Annotated in this window: 19 protein-coding genes and 3 pseudogenes; 16 read left to right on the forward strand and 6 right to left on the reverse strand. The window is 67.6% G+C overall.

Features of this window, described 5'->3' with window-relative positions; genetic code table 11:
* Positions 1–16 precede the first annotated feature (16 nt).
* The 5 genes and pseudogenes from OHB41_RS09755 to OHB41_RS09775 all read left to right on the forward strand — a co-directional run.
* Positions 17–472 carry a cysteine peptidase family C39 domain-containing protein gene (locus OHB41_RS09755; protein WP_266697471.1) on the forward strand — a complete coding sequence of 152 codons (456 nt, stop codon included), beginning with the start codon at positions 17–19 and terminating at the stop codon, positions 470–472.
* A gap of 724 nt (positions 473–1,196) precedes the next feature.
* A complete protein-coding gene (locus OHB41_RS09760; RefSeq protein ID WP_258040111.1) occupies positions 1,197–2,252 on the forward strand; it encodes a hypothetical protein in 1,056 nt (351 codons plus the stop codon).
* Positions 2,253–2,323: 71 nt separating this feature from the next.
* A complete protein-coding gene (locus tag OHB41_RS09765; protein WP_181007734.1) occupies positions 2,324–2,572 on the forward strand; it encodes a hypothetical protein in 249 nt (82 codons plus the stop codon).
* The gene (locus OHB41_RS09770) at positions 2,478–3,014 is read left to right on the forward strand and encodes a tryptophan synthase subunit alpha (protein ID WP_266697472.1); all 537 of its coding nucleotides are present in this window, start codon (positions 2,478–2,480) and stop codon (positions 3,012–3,014) included. The genes OHB41_RS09765 and OHB41_RS09770 overlap by 95 nt, the downstream gene beginning before the upstream one ends.
* An 83-nt stretch (positions 3,015–3,097) precedes the next feature.
* Positions 3,098–3,928, forward strand: a pseudogene (locus OHB41_RS09775) (IS1380 family transposase); the annotation flags it as partial.
* 3 nt (positions 3,929–3,931) lie between these two features.
* Here the strand turns inward: OHB41_RS09775 and OHB41_RS09780 are convergent.
* Complete coding sequence (locus OHB41_RS09780) at positions 3,932–5,134, reverse strand: ISAs1 family transposase (RefSeq protein WP_266705556.1); 1,203 nt, start codon at positions 5,132–5,134, stop codon at positions 3,932–3,934.
* Positions 5,135–5,291: 157 nt separating this feature from the next.
* On the opposite strand from OHB41_RS09780, the pseudogene OHB41_RS09785 reads away from it, so the two are divergent.
* Together OHB41_RS09785 and OHB41_RS09790 are read left to right on the forward strand one after the other, a co-directional pair.
* A pseudogene (locus OHB41_RS09785) lies at positions 5,292–5,864 on the forward strand (transposase); the annotation flags it as partial.
* Positions 5,865–6,205: 341 nt separating this feature from the next.
* Positions 6,206–6,874, forward strand: coding sequence for a GNAT family N-acetyltransferase (locus OHB41_RS09790; protein ID WP_266697473.1), 669 nt, complete (start codon positions 6,206–6,208; stop codon positions 6,872–6,874).
* Positions 6,875–7,028: 154 nt separating this feature from the next.
* On the opposite strand, the gene OHB41_RS09795 is transcribed toward OHB41_RS09790, so the two are convergent.
* Positions 7,029–7,262: a DUF397 domain-containing protein gene (locus tag OHB41_RS09795; protein ID WP_103546323.1), complete on the reverse strand. Its 234-nt coding sequence runs from the start codon at positions 7,260–7,262 to the stop codon at positions 7,029–7,031.
* A complete protein-coding gene (locus tag OHB41_RS09800) occupies positions 7,259–8,164 on the reverse strand; it encodes a DUF5753 domain-containing protein (RefSeq protein ID WP_200702425.1) in 906 nt (301 codons plus the stop codon). Before OHB41_RS09800 ends, OHB41_RS09795 begins: the two co-directional genes overlap by 4 nt.
* Positions 8,165–8,355: 191 nt before the next feature.
* Between OHB41_RS09800 and OHB41_RS09805 the strand changes: the two genes are divergently transcribed.
* Genes OHB41_RS09805 through OHB41_RS09820 form a run of 4 tightly spaced genes read left to right on the forward strand, consistent with a single transcriptional unit; the run spans position 8,356 to position 12,284 of the window.
* Positions 8,356–9,849 (forward strand): hypothetical protein, encoded by a 1,494-nt coding sequence (locus tag OHB41_RS09805; RefSeq protein WP_266697474.1) that lies wholly within the window; start codon positions 8,356–8,358, stop codon positions 9,847–9,849.
* A 37-nt stretch (positions 9,850–9,886) separates the two neighbouring features.
* Entirely contained in the window at positions 9,887–10,888 is a 1,002-nt protein-coding gene (locus OHB41_RS09810; protein WP_103546320.1) for an asparaginase, read from the forward strand.
* A gap of 34 nt (positions 10,889–10,922) precedes the next feature.
* A complete protein-coding gene (locus OHB41_RS09815; RefSeq protein ID WP_103546319.1) occupies positions 10,923–11,402 on the forward strand; it encodes a PPC domain-containing DNA-binding protein in 480 nt (159 codons plus the stop codon).
* A 6-nt stretch (positions 11,403–11,408) separates the two neighbouring features.
* A complete protein-coding gene (locus OHB41_RS09820; RefSeq protein ID WP_266697475.1) occupies positions 11,409–12,284 on the forward strand; it encodes an NsdA family TPR-like regulatory protein in 876 nt (291 codons plus the stop codon).
* A 112-nt stretch (positions 12,285–12,396) separates the two neighbouring features.
* Here OHB41_RS09820 and OHB41_RS09825 read toward each other — a convergent pair whose 3' ends face one another.
* Positions 12,397–13,815, reverse strand: coding sequence for an IS1182 family transposase (locus OHB41_RS09825; protein WP_526025027.1), 1,419 nt, complete (start codon positions 13,813–13,815; stop codon positions 12,397–12,399).
* Between the two features lie 152 nt (positions 13,816–13,967).
* Between OHB41_RS09825 and OHB41_RS09830 the strand changes: the two are divergent.
* Together OHB41_RS09830 and OHB41_RS09835 are read left to right on the forward strand one after the other, a co-directional pair.
* Positions 13,968–14,387, forward strand: a pseudogene (locus OHB41_RS09830) (NsdA family TPR-like regulatory protein); the annotation flags it as partial.
* Positions 14,388–14,398: 11 nt separating this feature from the next.
* On the forward strand, positions 14,399–14,896 hold the full coding sequence (locus OHB41_RS09835) for an NUDIX domain-containing protein (RefSeq protein WP_103546318.1): 498 nt from the start codon (positions 14,399–14,401) through the stop codon (positions 14,894–14,896).
* A gap of 25 nt (positions 14,897–14,921) precedes the next feature.
* On the opposite strand, the gene OHB41_RS09840 is transcribed toward OHB41_RS09835, so the two are convergent.
* Together OHB41_RS09840 and OHB41_RS09845 are read right to left on the reverse strand one after the other, a co-directional pair.
* The gene (locus tag OHB41_RS09840; RefSeq protein WP_266697477.1) at positions 14,922–15,920 is read right to left on the reverse strand and encodes an aldo/keto reductase; all 999 of its coding nucleotides are present in this window, start codon (positions 15,918–15,920) and stop codon (positions 14,922–14,924) included.
* Between the two features lie 44 nt (positions 15,921–15,964).
* Positions 15,965–16,426, reverse strand: coding sequence for an ATP-binding protein (locus tag OHB41_RS09845; protein ID WP_258040110.1), 462 nt, complete (start codon positions 16,424–16,426; stop codon positions 15,965–15,967).
* 844 nt (positions 16,427–17,270) lie between these two features.
* Here OHB41_RS09845 and OHB41_RS09850 point away from each other — a divergent pair.
* The 3 genes from OHB41_RS09850 to OHB41_RS09860 all read left to right on the forward strand — a co-directional run bounded on the left by OHB41_RS09850 (position 17,271) and on the right by OHB41_RS09860 (position 18,547).
* Entirely contained in the window at positions 17,271–17,618 is a 348-nt protein-coding gene (locus OHB41_RS09850; RefSeq protein WP_210539558.1) for a hypothetical protein, read from the forward strand.
* Positions 17,619–17,726: 108 nt separating this feature from the next.
* Entirely contained in the window at positions 17,727–17,912 is a 186-nt protein-coding gene (locus tag OHB41_RS09855; RefSeq protein ID WP_190148956.1) for a DUF5999 family protein, read from the forward strand.
* The gene (locus tag OHB41_RS09860; RefSeq protein ID WP_266697478.1) at positions 17,909–18,547 is read left to right on the forward strand and encodes a hypothetical protein; all 639 of its coding nucleotides are present in this window, start codon (positions 17,909–17,911) and stop codon (positions 18,545–18,547) included. The genes OHB41_RS09855 and OHB41_RS09860 overlap by 4 nt, the downstream gene beginning before the upstream one ends.
* The last annotated feature ends 21 nt before the right edge of the window (positions 18,548–18,568 follow it).

Here is an 18,568-nt window from a genome sequence, read left to right on the forward strand (position 1 = left end):
CCGGTGGTCCGGCCACATGTGCGGCATCGCCTGCCTGCGCATGGCACTCCTCGCCCGTACCGGCAACGCGCCCACCATGTTCGAGCTCCTCGACGGCGCCCGGAAATACGGGGCGTACACCGAGGACGCGGACACCGACGCGATCCGCGGCCTGATCTACGCCCCGTTCGTCCAGTACGTGCGCGATGTCCACCCCCTTGACGCCGAGGTGCACCGCACCCTGACCGTGCCCGACCTCCTCGCCCTGCTCGACGACGGGCGCATCGTGATGGCCTCCGTACACAAGGAGATCCGCCGCCCCGAGAATCCCGCCCCCGGCAAGGGTGGCCACCTCGTGCTCGTCACCGGCCGCCAAGGCGACACAGTGCACTTCCGCAACCCGTCCGGCCACACCCCCCAGGCCCGTGCTGCGAGCCTGCCCGTCGCCACGTTCGCCGACTTCTTCGGCGGCCGGGGAGCGTCCTTGACCTGACGCTGCAAAGGCCGCTCCGGGCCGAGCCCGACGCGCAATGACAGGGCGGTGGGCGTCCATGCGAGGCGGCAGCCCTCGCGGGTCGGCAGGCCCTACACGCGACACAGAGCGTCTGTTCGGGTGAGTCTGGGCACCGCCAGGAGTTGTTCACGAGGGGCTGGACGTTGTGCTGTGCGTGAGCAGCTGCATGTGCGACTTCGGCGTCATCACGGGACCGGCGGGAAGGGCGGCCGGTTTCCTGCACCGCATGCAGGCCCGGGCCGCCAACGGTAGGAACCCTCCGCGTAACGACGGCACCTGCCGGGATGTGCTGGACATCCTGTCCGGCCAACTCCATGGCAGCGGACCGGTCCCGTTCGGGTTCGTCCACTGGGCCGATGGATTGGGTGTGCCTGTCGCCCGTTTGCGCGCGGTGGTCGCATGGCTGGTTGAGCACGAGTTCCTGGCGCTGCGTGCTCCCGCTCACCTGTCCCCTCCAGGCTTGAGGCACAACCCGTCCGGGTGAACCCCTGGCGGTGTCGTCCGTCTTGTCCCGTGAGGACGCTGGATGATGGGCGGGCATGGCCCGAGGCGGGCCACGTTCCGACCGCCGCCCGATCCGGCGTACAGGAACGCAAGGAGCGTGGCATTGCACCGGCCTGTACCACCGTGATCACACCCAGCAGATCGTCAGTGTTCGTAGGCGTGCCGGGATCGGGCAGGGGCACGTCAGGAAGGCACTGTCGTGAGCAGCCGCTCCTCGTGGGAGTCCCGCAAGTTGCGCTACTGGGCCGAGTGCAGTGGGCAGTCCCGCCGCGCCGGCCTTCGCACCAGCCACCCGGCACCCCCGGCCTCGCCCGCGCAGATGCGGCTGGAGAGCTACGTCCTCGAGGAACTGGGCACCTCTCCGGACCTGTGCGCACACCCCTTCGGCATTGCTTCACTGACCGGTTCCAGCACTTCCCTCACCCTGCACCTCGACCCTTACATGGGCCAGGCGCGCTACTCCTTCCCTGAGCACTGTCTGAGCCGTCTGCTGCCCGCAACTCCCGCACCGGGAAACGGGAACGATGTACCCGGGATTCCCGGCCTGCGGATGAGCGGCATCGAGGCCGGCGGCCGACAACTGCACCTGCACATGGTGAAAGACTCCGGGCCAGAGGCGACGCTCGTACTCGCTCTGCCCCGCGGGCTGAAAGAGAGCTGGGCCGATGTCGAACGCCGAAACCGGCACTGGCGCGAAGGCAACGGACAGCGACCGCTGTGGACGGCCCCGCGCCTCGATCCCGTGGAATGCGACTACCTCAACGCCTGTCCCAGTCGCGAAAGCACGCGAGCCACACGGGCCGCGGTGGGCAGCGCTCTGCTCCGGCGTATCGCGCTCTTCCACACCGTCACCGCCTTCTACCGCGTCCAGTGCTGGGACGACGGCGACAGCTGGAAGATCGACGCCCGCACCGGCCACCCCCGGGCCCTGTGGCACGACCAGCTCCTTCAGCGGCTGTGCCACCCACGATGGGGACTACCGGCACGCGTGGCCCACCGGTTCTGCCACTGCGCTGAACCAGACGCCCCCTACCAGTGGAACCACACCTGCGCCTTCTACTTCGACGGCCACACCACCGGCAAGGACGACCCCCTCTACCTCCGCGTCCACGCCAGCCCCGAAGGGCGCGACTACGACCGGCAGATCGCAACACTTCGCCAGGTCGGAGCACCAGAAGACTGGATGGCCCGCGCCTTTCCCCGGCGGGCAGTCCAGCACCACGACCAGCACTATCAAGCGGGACTGTTGCAATAACAGACCCGCCTGCCCCGACCGAGAGAGGGTCGCGCATGACTGGACCGGACCTGCCACCGCCAGCAGCCCCCATGACCGCAGAAGCCCTACTCTCCCGCTGGCCCACCGCCGCGCAGAAAGTTGAACTCCTCCACGGCGTGCTCGTCTTCACCGGCGACTTCGACGAGCGTGACCTGGAGACGGCAAGGCGCACCTACCCAAGCCGTCGCCCGGTGCTGAACGCCGATGGCGGCCTGGAGGTACATCCGGCCGGGTCGGGAGCCATCACACCGCTCGTTAGCCGGGCAGCCGGAGTTTCCGAGCCGGAGGGCGACGTGTGAACGGCCGCTTCATCCCGGCCACCGGCAGGCACGCCGATCGCCGTCGTCGTCACCCGCGACTGCGGTCTACGCCCCCGCGACGGCCGGCGTCACCGGCGGCCAAGGCCCACTTCACCGAGGCCTGCCGACCTTCGTCGACAGCCTGCGCGCCCTCACCCACCCCGTCGCTGTCGGCATCGGCGTCTCCACTCCAGCGCAGGCGGCCCTCGTCGGCTCCTATGCCGACGCGGTCATCGTCGGATCCGCATTCATCCGCGCCATCGAGGCCACCCGCGGGCCGGCCGGCGCCCACCAGGCCGCCGTCCTTGCCCAGCGCCTCGCCGACGGGCTGCGCCGAGCCGTGCCTACTGCGGCCCGAACTGACCCCAGCCGGGTCGGCTCGGCGACGGGTGACCTGTCGGTTAGCCTCGCGCTTTCACGAGTGGACCTGTCCATGCCTTGATCAAATAAGCAGAGAGTGCTTGACCTGCAACGATGGGACTTGTCTAGGGTCCTGTTGGCTGCACGGAAAGAAGCACTCTCCAGGTGAGCAAGCGTATCGGGTTGTACCCGCGTGTCCGCGTCGAGGGCGGTGGCGGTGGGGTGGTCTCGCAGGCCGGGGCGGTGCTGCTGGTCGAGTCGGTCCGCAAGTCCGGCCTGGACACCGCGATATCGGCGGCGCTGGCGCCGTGGCGCAAGCCGCGGACAGTGCACGACCCGGGCAAGGTCCTGCTGGATGTCGCGCTCGCGACGGCTCTGGGCGGGGACTGCCTCGCCGATGTCGCCATGTTGCGGTCCGAGCCCGACGTGTTCGGCCCGGTGGCATCCGATCCCACGGTCTCCCGGCTCATCGACGTCCTCGCCGCAGCCGGGCCGAAGGCGCTCACCGCGATCCGGTCGGCGCGGGCAGAAGTACGGTCGCGGGTCTGGGAACTGGCCGGGGTGAGAAGTCCGGCCGCCGACGGTCACGTGATCGTGGACATCGACGGCGTGCTGGTCCTCGCGCACTCCGAGAAGCAGGACGCCACCGCGACCTGGAAGAAAACCTTCGGTCATCATCCGCTCGTCGCGTTCGTCGACCACGGCCAGGCCGGTTCCGGAGAGCCGGTCGCCGCGCTGCTGCGGCCCGGCAACGCCGGCTCCAACACCGCGAGCGATCACATCGAAACAGCCCAACTCGCCCTGGCCCAACTCCCCAAGCACCTGCGGCGGGGCCGGAAGACGCTGATCCGCACCGACTCCGCCGGCGGGACCCATGCCTTCCTCGACTGGCTCTCCCGCCGGGGCCGGTGGCTGTCGTATTCCGTCGGAATGACCATTACCGACGCCATCCACCAGGCCGTCCTGAAGATTCCGAAGAAGGCATGGACCAGGGCTTGATCAAGTTCCGTAGGTGTCTGGTTCGGTTGTGATGCCCAGGATGTGGAGTGCTCGTTCGGGTTCGTTTCGAATCGCTCGGGTGGTTTTGGCGATGTTGTCGGATCCGAGGGTCTTCAGGACGCCGATGGCGAGGTTGCGGAGGGTTGCCATGGCGCGGGGTGCGGTGCCGGTGTGGACGGTGGAGGCGTCTTCGGCGAAGGTGACGTCCCTGATGTGGTGTGAGGAGTTCTCGATCCCCCAGTGCCCGCGGATCGCGGTGGCAAGGCCGGCGGGGCCGGTCTGGTGGGCGTCGAGGCTGGTGACGGCGTAGAGGCTCTCCCGGGTCTCGCGCTGGCCGGTTTGCTTGCGGCGGCGGTGGACACGGATGGCCAGGCGGCCGTGGGGGAAGGAGATCCCGCCGAGTTCGTCCGGGACGGCGCAGGTCTTGATCGAGCGGGACTCGCGCCTGCCGTGCCCGGTGGTGGAGGCGGTGTGCTGGACGGGAATATCGCGCCACGGCAGGTCCGCGAGCTGGCTGTGGGCGGTCGGCTGGTTGGTCTTGATCACGGCGATGTAGTGGGCCTTCTTCGTCTCGACCAGCCAGGAGACGTTCGCCTTGACCGAGTGCAGCGCGTCGAAGGTGACGACGGTGCCGGCCAGGTCCAGCGGTGCCAGGAGCGGTTGGAAATGTGTGGTTTCGTTCGTCTTCGCGCCCACTTCCACCTGCGCGAGGGTGACGACCGGGGCGTGGGTGACCGCGGAGAGCAGATGCCGGCGCTTCGCGGTCAGACGGGCTGATCCCTTGAGTGTCTTGCCGTCGACAGCGATCACACACGGCCGCCCGGACGCCGAGGGCGATGGCCTGTGGGCCGGCTCGGTGGCGACGCGGTGCCGGTCGGCGAGGTAGGCGCCCACCGCCCGGTCCAGGGCGTCACCGTCAACGGTCCCCAGCACCCGGCCGATCGTGGCCGGTGACGGAGTGCGTCGCCAGCCGAGCAGGTGACGCCGGATCCCGATCACTACCAGGAGTGCGTTCGAGGCGCGCTGGCCCCACTCGGCGAGTTCCTCGATGCTCCTCGCTCCCGACACGGCCGCACAGGCGCACACCAGCAAGATCGCGGTCAGTGAGTACCAACGGCCCCGCCGCGAGCGCGGATCGGGCACCGCATCGAGGTAGGAACGCAGATCGGCGACCTGACCGGCGTCCAGCGGACCCAGCCTCATCAGCACGGCAGGGACCGGAGAAGATATTGCAGCAGGCACGGGCCACCTCGTGATCATCGGGCGTAGGAACCACAATGATCACGAAACCCGTGCCTGCCCTGCTATCCACCCCAACCGACGACAGCCCGGCCAACCCTCACCACCCCGGAACTTGCAGCCGCCCTGGGCATGGACGCCGGGCTACGACGCCGACGGCACCGAGCGGCCCGGCGCCTGGGTCGCGGAGATCACCGACATCCCCGACCTGAGCACGTGGCCCAAGGGTATGCGGCTGATCGTCCGCAAAGAACGACCGCACCCCGGCGCCCAGTTGCGATTCACCGACCTCGACGGACTACGACTCACCTGCTTCGCGACCAACACCCAAGGCGGCCAGCTCGCCGACCTGGAACTACGTCACCGCCGCCGGGCCCGCTGCGAGGACCGCATCCGAAACGCCCGCGACACCGGCCTGCGCAACCTGCCCCTGCACGACACCGCCCAGAACCGGATCTGGCTGGAGATCGTCCAGATCGCACTCGACCTCCTCGTCTGGATGCCGATGCTCGCCCTGACTGCAGAAAGCCGCCGCTGGGAGCCCAAACGGCTTCGCCTGCGCCTGTTCTCTGCCGCCGCTCAGCTGGTCACCACCGGCCGCCGCCGCTGGCTCCGCTTCACCGCCCGATGGCCCTGGACGGATGTGATCACCCACGCGGTCCAGCGACTCGCAGCCCTGCCGAACCCCGGCTGACCAGTGACTCCGACCGTCCCGACGAGCCACAGCAACATCCCGGAGCCGTGGAACCCCGGCGCCCACCCGACGCGACAGCCGGGCCGCCAACCTGCCCCAGCCCACGAAATTCCGCACCTCGCAAGCACAGAGTCCCCGTCAGCGAACCGACGAGGACTCATGAACGATCGAGGTTAGTAGCGCTTTCCGGGCATCCCTCCACGTACCGGCATGGTTCATCAGGCGTTTCGAAGCGCTCCTGCGGGAAAGTTGTAGCTACCAGGAAGTAGGCCTCTAAGGTTCCGCCCAGCACACCAACTTGTTAACCCGCTCGTGGACGAGCACACACAGGAGCGGACCGCATGCTCGCGATGCGACCAGCCACACCAGAGGACCGACGCGCCCTCGAGGCCATGATCCAGGCCCGCTCCGAATGGATGAAGAGCAAGCAGCTGTCGAACTGGTCCAGCTGGGGACAGCACGTTCAAGATCTTGCCGGCAACTGCACTCGGCGGGACGGCGATATGTGGGTGCTGGTAGAGGACCACCGCCGCATCATCGGCTGCACCACGATCCTCCGGACTGCGGCTCCCTGGGCCTGGACGACCGCTGAAGCTGAGGAGACCTCCTTCTACCTCAACGGAACGGTCACGGACCCCGCCGAACGCCACCGCAAACTCGGAACCCTCATCGCCGATTGGGCCGTCGACCGTGCGGCCCGCGAGAACATCAGCTGGGTACGACGGGACTGCACTTCACCAGCCCTCGCCGCCTACTACGAGAAACAGGAATTCACCCTCGTACGTGAGGTCTCTACACCCGGCGGACGTACCTCATACGCCTTCGAGCGGAAGTCCGAGCGAGTGACGTCCCTCGCCGGATGGCTCATCACGGGCGAGTCGCCTACCGCAATTTCCAGAAGACGGGGAGATAGCCTCGCAGGAACTGCGAGATCGAATGCCGCCGAGGCCCGACGATTCCTCTCACGCTCCCTCCGCGGATCAGCCAAGACGCCCGTGCCGATTAATTGATGACTGCGTTGCGCCGCAGACCACTGGCCGAGGAACTGAGAGAAATTCTCTGCACTCACATTGTCGCCTGGTGCGACTACCCGCTACAAGCAGCGACCGGGCCGTCCCCAACGGCCCTGGGGACGGCCCGGTCGCTTGAGCACGTCGGGACGGGTTAGAGATCGAGCAGGAAGTCGAAGTCCGTGTCCTTCGCACCAAGCAGCCAGGCCTTCGCCTCAGCAGGAGTGAATACCTGGGGCAGCCGCCCCGGGTTCTGCGAGTCGCCGATCAGAACGTATCCGTCCTGGACGGCAACCTGGACGCAGTTCCCGCCGCCGCCGCTGTACTGGGACACCGTCCATTCGATCGACGCCAGGTCGAATGAGGACGGGTCCGGCTTCGATGTCACTGTTCTAGCTCCTTGATTCTTTTCTCGAGGCGCATGCGCGTCTCTGTGGGGTCCAGCGCCCGCTCCCACAAGTTGGTGAAAGCTGCGGTGTAGCGCTGTACGTCTTCATCACCATCGAAGTACACCGAACTGACCATGGTCTCCACCCACACAACCTGACGGGCAGCTTCGGGAAAGCCCATGAGGACGAACGCGCCTGCAGATCCCGGATGCAGGCCGATCAGGTCCGGCAGGATGCGGATGGTGTTGCGATGTTCCTCGGACTCAGCGCGGATCCGCTCCAACTGGCGTCTCAACACTGACCGGTCGCCGATGGTGTCGCGGAACGCGCTCTCGTCCACGAGAGCGCGAAAGTCCTTCGGTGCACCACCTCGGACCTGCTGCTGTCGGTCCATGCGAACGTCAACGAGGGCCTTCACCTCTGCAGGACGCAATTCGGGCCGCATCCGGCTGATGACGATCCGGGCGTAGTCCTCGATCTGGAACAGTCCCGGCCACACGTCGCGCTCATAGTTCCAGAGCTCAGCAGCGCGTCGCTCCATCTTCAGGAAGCCCTCGAACTGCATGGGGCCAAGGAGGTTGGCGTTCCTCCGCCACAGTGCGGGGCGCGGACGGCCGGCCGGCGTGGTGTCTGCGTTCAGGAGAGCCTGAATTTCAGAGCTCTCCGTGGCGCTGGCCTGATAGCACTCGAGCAGCGCCTCGACGAGATCGCGGGTGACACGGCGGCGCTGTCCCCGCTCCAATCGGCTCAGACCGCTGTTGTCGATCTTGACACCGCGTCGATGCAGCACTTCGTGGCCCGCGACGTCCCCTTGGGTGAGGCCGCGTCGCTCGCGCAACTCCTCAAGGCGCAGGCCGACTTCGCTGAGGGTCAACGACCACGGCGTCTTCGCTTCTGGCATGGTGGCCAGTCTGACGGCTCACCGGGCTGCCTACAAGCAATATGGTCGAGCAATTTGCTCGACCATATTGCTAAGCGCTCACCCGAGGGAGCATCCTAGCCAGGGTCACGAAGTGTGCAGCACCTGTCGCCATGCGTGGAGACCGTCCCGCTGCTCTGCTGCCCGTACACGCCCAGGGAGGGGCCGCCGCGATGCGTCGGACGCTGTTCAGCCTCCTGTTGAAAGACCGCGACCTACTCGGCTGGGAAGCGTTCTGCATCCACTTCACCGCCACTGGCCGGGAGCTCGCCCCCGAGAAGGGCAACCGTCGACTCGCCACGGCCAGCGTCGGGCGCACGACGTTCGACAGATGGGCCTCGGGCACCTGGTACGGCCGGCCCCGCGGCGAAGCGGCGCAGATCCTGGAGCGCATGTTCGGGCACACCGTCGAAGAACTCTTCAGCCCGGCACCCCACGCGAGCGAGCCAGCTGGGGGGCTGGAGTCGGTCCCCGCACGGATCGGTTCGCGCTGGCCCACGTCCAACTTGCTGCTCCCCGCTGGCGGTCCGGCGGGCATCTGGGAAATCGCTGGACGCCAACGTCTGGATGGCACCAGCGCCGCGGTGCACCTTCTTCCCGCCGTCAGGCGAGGCGACGAGGCCGACGTTCGTGACTTGAGCCAGGACGGGCTGTACCAGCTGGAGCGGTTCTTACGGCCGGCGCGCCGCGGGTTTCTTGTAGGTGTCGAAGAACGTCAAGACGACTTCAACCTGTACGTCCGCGACGCCATAGCTGCTCGCAGGCCCGCGCTGCCGGGACCGCCAGCTGTGGGAGGTTTGTCGATTCCCTCGGCTTACCTCCTGGACGACCTCACCTATGGCATCCTCTGGGCGCTCCTCCAGCTCGATGACGGCCTCTTGTCCGATGATCAGACGCTTGACGCCGAGCAGCACCTCCTTGACACCTACCTGTCCCTGCCCCGATCAGCGCCGAGCCAGCTGCTCGTCGACCTGACCGCCGTCGGCAGCAGTTGGATGGGATCCGCCTTCTGCGCCCGACACATCGAGCAGGAGCTAGCCGATGCGAACACGGTCCCGATCTTCTGGACGCGTGAGCAGAGCGGCGAAGAGGCGGCCTGCTGGCTGTTCTTCAAGCACAAACTCGACTACCTCCAATCCCTCGAACGTTTCCACGGGACCGCAGCGCAGACCGTCCGGGTCTTCTGTCTGCCCGAGACCGAGGTGGCGCGGTCTGAGACATACGAGAAGGTCTTGCTGCTGTTGGCGATCGCCCTCATGGAGCGCTGCGGCATCCGGGCCAGGGTGGTGCCGAACCCGGAGTACTCGGAGGTGGACGGAGTGGCCCTGATCCCCGGCCAGCGAGCCGTCGTTGCCAACTGGGTGCGGGTCCCTGGCGGAGCGCTGTGGGCTGCTGGCAGCACCTCGGCCCGAGGAGAGCTGCGCACGTACGCCACCGCTTTCGCTGACGCGCAGGAAGCCGACGTTCTGGTGGGCGAGGACTCGGAGACGCGTCTGCGATCACTAGCGGGCTACCTGGGCCTGGATTGGCGCTGGTTGACTGCCCGGTGCCGTGCTCTGGGCGAGTACGGCGTCGCCGGTCTCGTTCGCCCCCGCAGCCGTCTGCTGACCGTCGAAGCGCTGGATGAGACCCTGCTTTTTCTCGGCAAGCTCTCCTCGTCCCGATGAACCCGTCCGCGTTATCACCCCGCTGGAAAGGTCTTCCGTGCTCTCCGCTGATCGTGCCCCGAACAGCACCGTTCTGGTACTCACCCTGGGCGGCACCATCGCCATGACGCGCACCGCTGCGGCAGCCGGCGTCACACCGACCCTGACCGGCTCAGACCTGGTTAGCGCTGTGCCCGGGCTCCAAGACGTAGCCGAGGCAACCGTGGAGGACTTCCGGCAGATGCCGGGTGCCTCCCTGGACGTCGACGACATCGTCAGCCTCGTGGGTCGACTGCAACAGGCCGACGGCGAGGGGGTCGACGGCGTCGTGGTGACTCAAGGAACCGACACCCTTGAGGAGACCGCGTTCCTAACCAACCTCTACTACCAAGGCACCACGCCGGTGGTCTTCACGGGCGCGATGCGCAATGCCGCGACGGCGGGAGCGGACGGCCCAGCGAATCTTCTCGCAGCCGTCCAGACCGCCGTGAGTGCGGAGGCTCGGGGAACGGGTGTCCTCGTCGTCCTGGGCGACGAAATTCATGCCGCCCGCCACGTTCGAAAGATGCACACGACCAGCCCTGGAGCCTTCAATTCCCCGGGCACCGGGCCGCTCGGACACGTCGTGGAAGGGGCAGCGCGGTTCCACCGCTCGCTGAGTCCGACTGCACCCGTACCGCTGCCCATCGGCGGCCTGCCGCAGGTGGAGATCGTTGCCGCGTCGTTGGGCAGCAGCGGGACGTTGCTGGAGGGTCTGGCGGACAAAGTCGCCGGCCTGGTGGTGGCCGCGTTCGGCGCCGGCCACGTCCCCGAGACGTGGTGCAGTCGGCTGGAAGCGCTGGCAGCCGTGATGCCCGTCGTGCTCGCATCGCGTATCGGCACCGGCCCCGTCCTCACCTCGACCTATGCCTTCCCCGGCTCCGAGAGCGACTTGCTGGCCCGCGGCTTGATCAGTGCGGGCGCACTCGACCCATATAAGGCCCGTCTGCTCCTCATCGCCCACGTGGCCGCAGGCACGCCCCACCCAGAGATCGCAAAGGCGTTCCTCGACTACTCCTGACTCGCTCCCGACCAGCCAAAGGACGACTCTGACCATGCGCTACGCCCAGGTCCACACCGGCAGGCAGTTCATGCTTGCCCTCGACCACGGGGAAGACCTCCTGGACGGCCTCACCGAGTTCTGCACTGATCGGGGCATCCGAGCCGGGTACATCCCCACATTCGTCGGCGGTCTCCGCTCGGCCCGGCTGGTCGGTTCTTGCGAACCCCTCGCCGATCCCGAAGCCCCCTTGTGGGAGGAGATCCGGGTTGAGACGCTCGAAGCACTCGGCGGCGGAACGCTCGCATGGGACACGGAGAAGGACTGCCTGGCCCCTCACATCCACGTCGCGGCCGGCATCAAGGGGAAGTCGGCCGAGGGGCGAGTGTCGCACCTACTCGGCGCGAAAGTGCAGTTCATCTGCGAGATTCCGATCATCGAAGTCACCGGAGCCGCCGAGGGACCGGCGTTGACACGACAACGAAGCGCAGAGCTGTATGACGTACCCCTCCTCGGCTTCGGCACCGGAAGCTGAGGGCGGATGACGATGCGCAGGGTGATCCGCTTCCCGGAGGTGGTCGAGGCCCACCGCATGCGCATCTACGAGACGTTCACGCTCCACTTCGAGCGGGCGGCGAAGGAGGCGGCCCGACTCGACGGCAATCCCTCCCTCGCTTCCGTGTACGTCTCGCGGTCCACATGGGATCGCTGGATGGTTGGGGACATCAAGGGGCTGCCCCGGCAGGCGACATGCCGAGTTCTAGAGCACCTCTTCCAGCAGTCGGCCGAGCACTTGTTCGGTCCACTGGCGCCGGAAGCCGGACCACAGGTCCATGTCGGAGCGGCCGCGCCGACGGGGATCCACCTGGCGGCGTCGCCGCACCTAGCCGCCATGAATTCCTTCCGGCTCGCGGACCGCCAGCTCGGCGGCGGCCACGTCTACCGGTCCGTGGTGCACTACCTCAATACAGTCATCGCCCCGAGCCTCTTCAGCGCAGCGGACAGTCGCGAAGACGGCGAGAGCGCATTCGGTGCAGCGGTCGTACTCACGGAGATGGCAGCCTGGATGGCCCACGACGCCGGGCGGGACGACATGGCATCTGGACATTTTGACCGCGCCCTACGGCTGGCGCAGAGCCTTACCGACGTGACCGCGGGCGCGAACGTACTGGCCGGCATGAGCCACCTGGCCCTGCAGACCGATCAGATCGACGCCGCCGCAGAGCTTGCCCGCAGCGGGCTCGCTCGCCTCGCCACTGGCTCGCCAGTGCCCACCCTTGCCGCTCGTCTCTACGCCATGGAGGCGAGAGCCCTCGCTCAACTCAACGCCGAACGTGAGGCGCAGCGGAAACTAGACAGTGCACGCGAAGCCCTAGGAGCGTGTCTCGGTAACGAGCAAGGGGCTCGCTGGCCGTGATCGATGGGATCGGTCGCGGCCGTTTCGTGTGCACCTGTGAGGCCGTGGTTGGGTCCTTCCCGGCTGTTGTTCGGCTGGTAGGGCCTGTGGCGTGGGCCGGGGGCCTGGCTGGTCAGCCGGCCTGGGCGGCGAGCCCGGAGTGTCGGAAGATCTTGCGGAGGTTGTGGCAGGCGGCGAGCAGTCGCCACTCACCGCGGGCGCCGTCCTCGCCACGCAGGAGGAGCTGGCGGCCGTTCTGGCAGGTCATGACCTGTCCGAAGACAGGTTCGACGATGGCTTTGCGGCGGCTGTATGCCTTCCGGCCGGGTTTGGTCCGCAGTTTGCGGGCCATGCGCTCCTTCAGCGTGGCGTCCTTGGGGATGCGTCCGCGTGGAGCGGGCGGGACCTGCTCGTCGTGGGCGAGTCGGCCGGTGGCCATGAAGGTGTCGGTGCCGCAGGCCAGTTGGCGCTCGTTCGCGGCTTCGAGGTTGGTCTCGGAGCAGTACCCGGCGTCGACCAGGGCCTGCTTGGGGTGGATGCCGGTGTTGTGGGCGGACTGGTCGAGCATCGTGGTGTAGTTCAGTGCGTCGGAGGGGTTGGTCGTCACGTCGGCGGCGGTGATGACCTGGTGTTCTTCGTCGACGACGGCCTGGGCGTTGTAGGCCTGGATGTAGGCGCCGTCGCTGTTCTTCATGATCCGCGAGTCGGGGTCGGTGAAGTTGGCCTGGGCTTTGGGCTTGGGACGGGCCTTGGCGGCGGCCGCTTCCCCGGCGTCGGTGACGGCCTGCTCGTCGCTGCTGGCGGCACGTTCCTGACGGCGGCGTTCCTTGTCCTCGGCGTGGGCGCGGGCCTTGGCGGCGGCCTCGGCCTCGATCTGCGCGCGGGCGGCCTGCAGCTTCGCCAGGCGTTTCTCACGCCGGTCCAGCTCGGCGGGCAGGTCCGCCTCCTTGCCGTCCACGCCGAAGGTGTCGTCCTCGGCTTCGTCGGCGGCCTCGGCGTCGGTCAGCAGGGCGTGGGCCTTCGCTTCCAGAGCGGCGATCTCGGCCTCTATCCGCTCTTCCTTGTCGACCAGGCGGCCGTAGCTCATCGCCTTGTGTTTGGAGGCGCTGGCCTCCAGTTTCGTGCCGTCCAGCGCGACGCGTCCCATCTTGACCATGCCGAGTGTCTGTGCGAGGTGCAGGGACTGGGTGAACAGACCGGCCAGCGCGTCGAGGTGGCGGCGGCGGAAGCGGGCGATCGAGCGGAAGTCCGGTTCCTGGCCGGCGGCCAGGAACCGGAACGCGACATCGTCGGCCAGGCGGCGCTCGATCGCCCGGGAGGAGCGGACGCCGGTGGTGTAGCCGTAGATCAGCAGTCGTACCATCAGCCGCGGATCGTAGGGCGGGTAGCCGCGCTTTTCGGTGTAGTCCGCCAGGACCGGTCCGAGGTCGAGCACCTCATCGACCAGGTCGGCGACGAACCGGGCCAGGTGGCCCTCGGGCAGCCAGTCGTCCAGCGACGGCGGCAGCAGCAGGACCTGATGCGGATCGAAGGGCCGAAACGTCTTGTCCACCGCCGCCAGCTGACCCTGCGGCCGCTTCTTCCCGACCGGCTCGACCTCGAACAGCCCCTCGCCACCACGCATACCGTGATCATCCCGTATGAATAATCACGAACCGCAGGCGGGTTGCCGGTTACTGAGACACGCTCCTAGCTCTCGCACACACCGTGCCCGCGCCCCAGTGGGTGGCGCCGTTCGACGAAGCCGCGCTTGCCAGTGAGGCCGCCTCCGTACTCCTGGATCTCGGCGCGCTCAAGGCGGCAGCCAAGGAGGCGCAGCGCGCCCTGGCGCTACGGGACGCGAGCCGGGTCCGCAGCAGGGCTTTCGGTCAGGTCACGCTGGCTCGAGTCCTGCTCTCACAAGGGCAGCTGGACGCGGCGTGCTCGGTAGGCATGGATCTGCTGAGCGCCTGCCAGTCGGTGACGTCACTGCGACTGAGCAGGCAACTCGACGCTCTGCAAGCCGATTTCGACCTGCACCGGCAGGCGCCCGAGGTCCGTGAGCTCCTGTCGCAGATGACCGCCTCGGCCCAGCACCGTAGATTGCTGCTCAGCAGTCTTGTGCTCCCGGAAGGTCCGCAGTGAACCATGCACCCATGCCGGGTGATCCCGGCCGTGACGCCTATCTGGCCGAGGGAAACGCACAGCAGGCTCGGAAACGGGCCGCCGCCGACGCCCTGATCCGAGACGAGGGCGGGAGGTTGCTTCTGGTGAACCCGACCTACAAGGACGGGTGGGATCTTCCCGGTGGCATGGCCGAGGGCAACGAAGCACCCGAGGACGCCGTTCGTCGGGAACTCCGCGAAGAGCTCGGTCTCACAGTGGCCGGCCTGCGGTTCCTGTGTGTCGACTGGGTCGAACCCCACGGACCGTGGGACGACCTTCTCGGCTTCGTCTTCGACGCCGGTGTCCTGTCACCACAGCAGGCCGCCGAACTGAAGCCCAGCGATGAAGAGATTGCGGAGCACCGCTTCTTCGAGGTCTCAGAAGCCCTGCCGCTGCTACCGGACCGCCAGCGGGCTCGGGCTGCCCAGGCCTGGGCGGTTCTTGGCGACGGCGTCCCGCGCTACCTCCGCAACGGAATTGCTCTCTGAGCAGTGCGTCAGGCTACTCGGCCGGTCACACGTTGACCTCCACGGACGGGGCGCGACCCTCGGGCTGGATCAGCATGCTCCGGATGCGGGAGAAGACTCCGCCGATTTCCGCGAGCTCGTGCTCGGACAACGGCTGGCCGAGGAAGTGGTGGCCGTTCACGGCCGTCTGGTCGTCGCTGACGCCGACGACCGCCACAGCGTTCTGCACCTGCTGAAGGAGGAACCGCACGGCCACTCGGGCCAGAGCATCAGGGGACGATCCGAACTGGCCTGCCAGCTCTGCGAGGCCGTGAGTGATCGCTGACGCCATCGCTTGCGCGCAGTTGACCGCCGAGCCGCCCCAAGCAGCCACAGCGCGGTCTGTGCGGCCCCCGGCCAACGCACCATGGGCCAGCGGCGAGGCAATCACCAAGCCGACACCGCGGCGCGCGGTGAAGGCGCCGAGGTCCTCCCCCTCACCAAGGTCGGCCAGCGGCAGCAGGCCACTAGCCTGCGTCCAGACCACGTCCGGGCGGATCCGGTCGAACAGGTCCAGGAAGCGTCGCACCGAGCGGACCGAGGAGCGGAAGCCCGGGCCACGCAGACCGACAGCGCGGATTTGGCCGAGGTCGCGCAGCGCCCGCATCTGCTCGATGACCGGGTCGAGGTATCGGTCCCCGAGACCGAAGTCGTATGACTCAAGGGTGTAGAGGGCCAACTCGTCCAGGTACAGATTCTCCAAAGTCTGTTCCAGCTGGTGCCGGACCCGCGGTCCGGCATAGGGATGAGGAGCGGAGCCCTGGACCCGGCCGACCTTGCTGGCGACCTGAACCTTCGGGCCCCGATACTCCTTCAAGACTTTGCCTATGAGCCTCTCGGCGTGGCCGCACCGGTGACTGTCAGCCGTGTCGAACAGCGGCGCCTCAACCTCACCAGCGCCGGCCTCCAGGGCGCGGCGCAGCCCGTCGAGCAGTCGTGCGTCGTCTGGTTGGACGGCGCTGGGCGACCAGCGAGAGGATCCGCTGCTAACGCCCAGCGGGAGCACCGTCAGGTCCCGGGCCAGACGGCGGGGTGCGAGGTCGCTCGGTGTCATCGGTCAGCGTCTCCCGCTCGGTAGAGGAAGACCGCGATCACGCGCTTCCCCATGCTGTCGCCCTGGACTCCCCAGGCGCTCGCCAGTACATCCACCAGAAACAGGCCTCTCCCGCCTTCGTCGTCCTCATCGGCAGCCGGGGGTTTCCCGGGCACCGCCGCTGTGTCCTCACCGCCGTCCCGGACCTGGACAGTCACTCCCCAGTCGTACACGTCGAGGGAGATGTCGAGGGCCGCTCCAGCGTGCTCGAGGGCGTTGCCCACCAACTCGTCGGCCACCAGGACCACGTCGTCCGTGTACGTGTCGTCAGCTCGCCCCGCCAGAGCCTCGCGGACTATGCGGCGGGCGGCGCTCTGCGGGGCGTCAAGGCCGCAGAGGTCGATCGCAGCGTGTGTAGCGGGGCTGCCGCCGTCGCGGCCTTGGCCACATGGCAAGGCAGTGCTGGTGGAACCAAGCACGGGGATCACTCCTCGCTGCATTCACGATGCCCGGGGGCACGGACTGGCAAGTCCTGCTGAATACCGTGGCCCAAGTCGCCGCGCAGGCGATAGCGAAACCCGTCCCCACTTCTCCCCACTTCTCCGGCTCCCCCGCCTACTTCCGAAGTGGGAGGAGGCACCAATGTGGATGACGTCGTACAGAAGAGCGAGATTCACGCACTCCTCTTGTGCTGCGATCCGTCGATAAGGACGTCACCGCCATCCGTCCGGCGGGCGACTGGAGGCGGGAAGCGTGAAGAAAACCGCTCCTACCTGGCCTAATGCCGAGCATTCGGATCTGATGTCCGATCATCCCGTTCGCTCGCCGCTATCACTGGTGACGAATTCCCGTCAAGCACTTCCAGAGAAGTGGGGTGAAGTGGGCTAGCAAGTCGATCTTCAGCCACAAGGGTTCCGAGACCAGCATCACCACCGGAAGCGGTGACCGACTTCCACCCGATTGTCCGTTCCTCGATGGGGGCCGAGTGGAAATCAAGCCCGTTCTCCGCACGGCCGAAGTGGGGAGAAGTGGGGGCCGTTTTCGCTACCGGAACTTGCCAATGAGCGGCAACGCTATTCGCAGTTCTTCCGCCTCGCTGCCCACGGAAAGGTAGTCGTGATCACTCTCGTCCCGCCGGTCGTTGGCGCCCAGTTCGATGGCGAAGTCCGCGCGGCCAGCTCGGCAGGCCGACGGCTTGCGTCTCGGCTGCTTCGCCTCGGACGCCCCCTACGCGGCGGCGGCGACATCGTTGCCCCCCTGATCCACCAGGTGCTGGGAGACCCGTCCCAACCTCTTCCCCGTTGCCAGGGCGAGGTCGACCAGATGGTGGCCGTATTCCGTGAGCATCTGCCGGCGCTGGCGCTGGCAGCGGGCGGGCCGCGTCGGCTCGCGCTCCTCGCCAGCGCCGCCCCGTCCGACTACATGGGCTCGCGGGTGCACCTGATCCTGCTGGCCGAGACCGCACAACACCTCATAGCAGGCGCCAAGGCAGAGGCGAAGTCCGCAGTCGACCACCCCACGAGCGGGGCGCGCGCCGCCGCACGGCAGTACACCCCCGTGAACGCCGTACGCCAGCGCCCGCCCTCGGGCTCCGAGTCCTATTCCGAAGGCACCCGGTGTCACCCCGTCACCGCAGCCTCCGGAAGACCGGAGCGAGGCGCAGGGCCGTAGTGCTGCTGCCTCCCGGCTGCCGTGGTGAGTGCTCTCCCACGGCAGCCGGTCCCTCTGCCGGATAGCCAATCGTTCATCCCCCAATGCCGATTCTTCCGAGGACTCACCATGTGCCAGCACAAGCCCACCTGTCCCTCCGCCGAGGCCGCGGACCGCGAGGCCGCCGTCGTGGTCGCGGCCCACCCGGAACAGGGCTGGTTGTGCAACGGTGTCCTCCTCTTCGAAGACACCGGCGAGATCCTTCCCAACGGCAAGATCGTCGCTCCGCACCGGTTGACGAGCGCCGCAGCATGAACAGGACCCAGCACGAACAAGGGGGTCTTCCGGTGCCGTACATCGCCGCGTGGAGCGGGGAAAATCACCGGACTCCCGCCGTGGTACGTCACCCGAGCGGGCGAGGTATCGGCTTCGCGGACGAGATGCCTTACGACCGCGACGCGGACGGGGTGCTGTGGGTCAGGCAGTCCATCGCCCCCGGATCGGGCCGAGCGCTGTTCCCGAAGGTCCACGTGCTTCGCCAACGGCGTGCGGTGAGCCGGATGCTGTGCCAAGTCTGCGGCGCCGACACCCTGGAGCAGGATCCGGAGCGGCAACTCTTCGTTCTCAAGCAAGTCGGTCAGCCGGTGGCTGAGGGGGAGCTGACCACCGCTGCCCCAGTCTGCCCACCGTGTGCGCTCATCGCGGTCAAGCACTGCCCGCACCTGCGCGAACACGTGGCCGCCTGGGTCGAACGGCCGCTGGCCTGGGGTGTCGCCGGCATCCTCTACGACCCGCGGACACTGCTCATGGTCCCTGGCAAGGACCTCGTCAAGGTCTCCTACGAAGACCCCGCACTCCCCTGGCTGCTGGCGAGTCGTCAAGTGCTGTCGCTCCAGGGCTGCACCGCCGTCGATCTGAACGACCTTCGAGCGAAGGCTGTGGCTCGATGAACTCAGTGCTGCCGGCCGCGG

It is taken from the genome of Streptomyces sp. NBC_01571, from assembly GCF_026339875.1.
GTDB lineage: Bacteria > Actinomycetota > Actinomycetes > Streptomycetales > Streptomycetaceae > Streptomyces.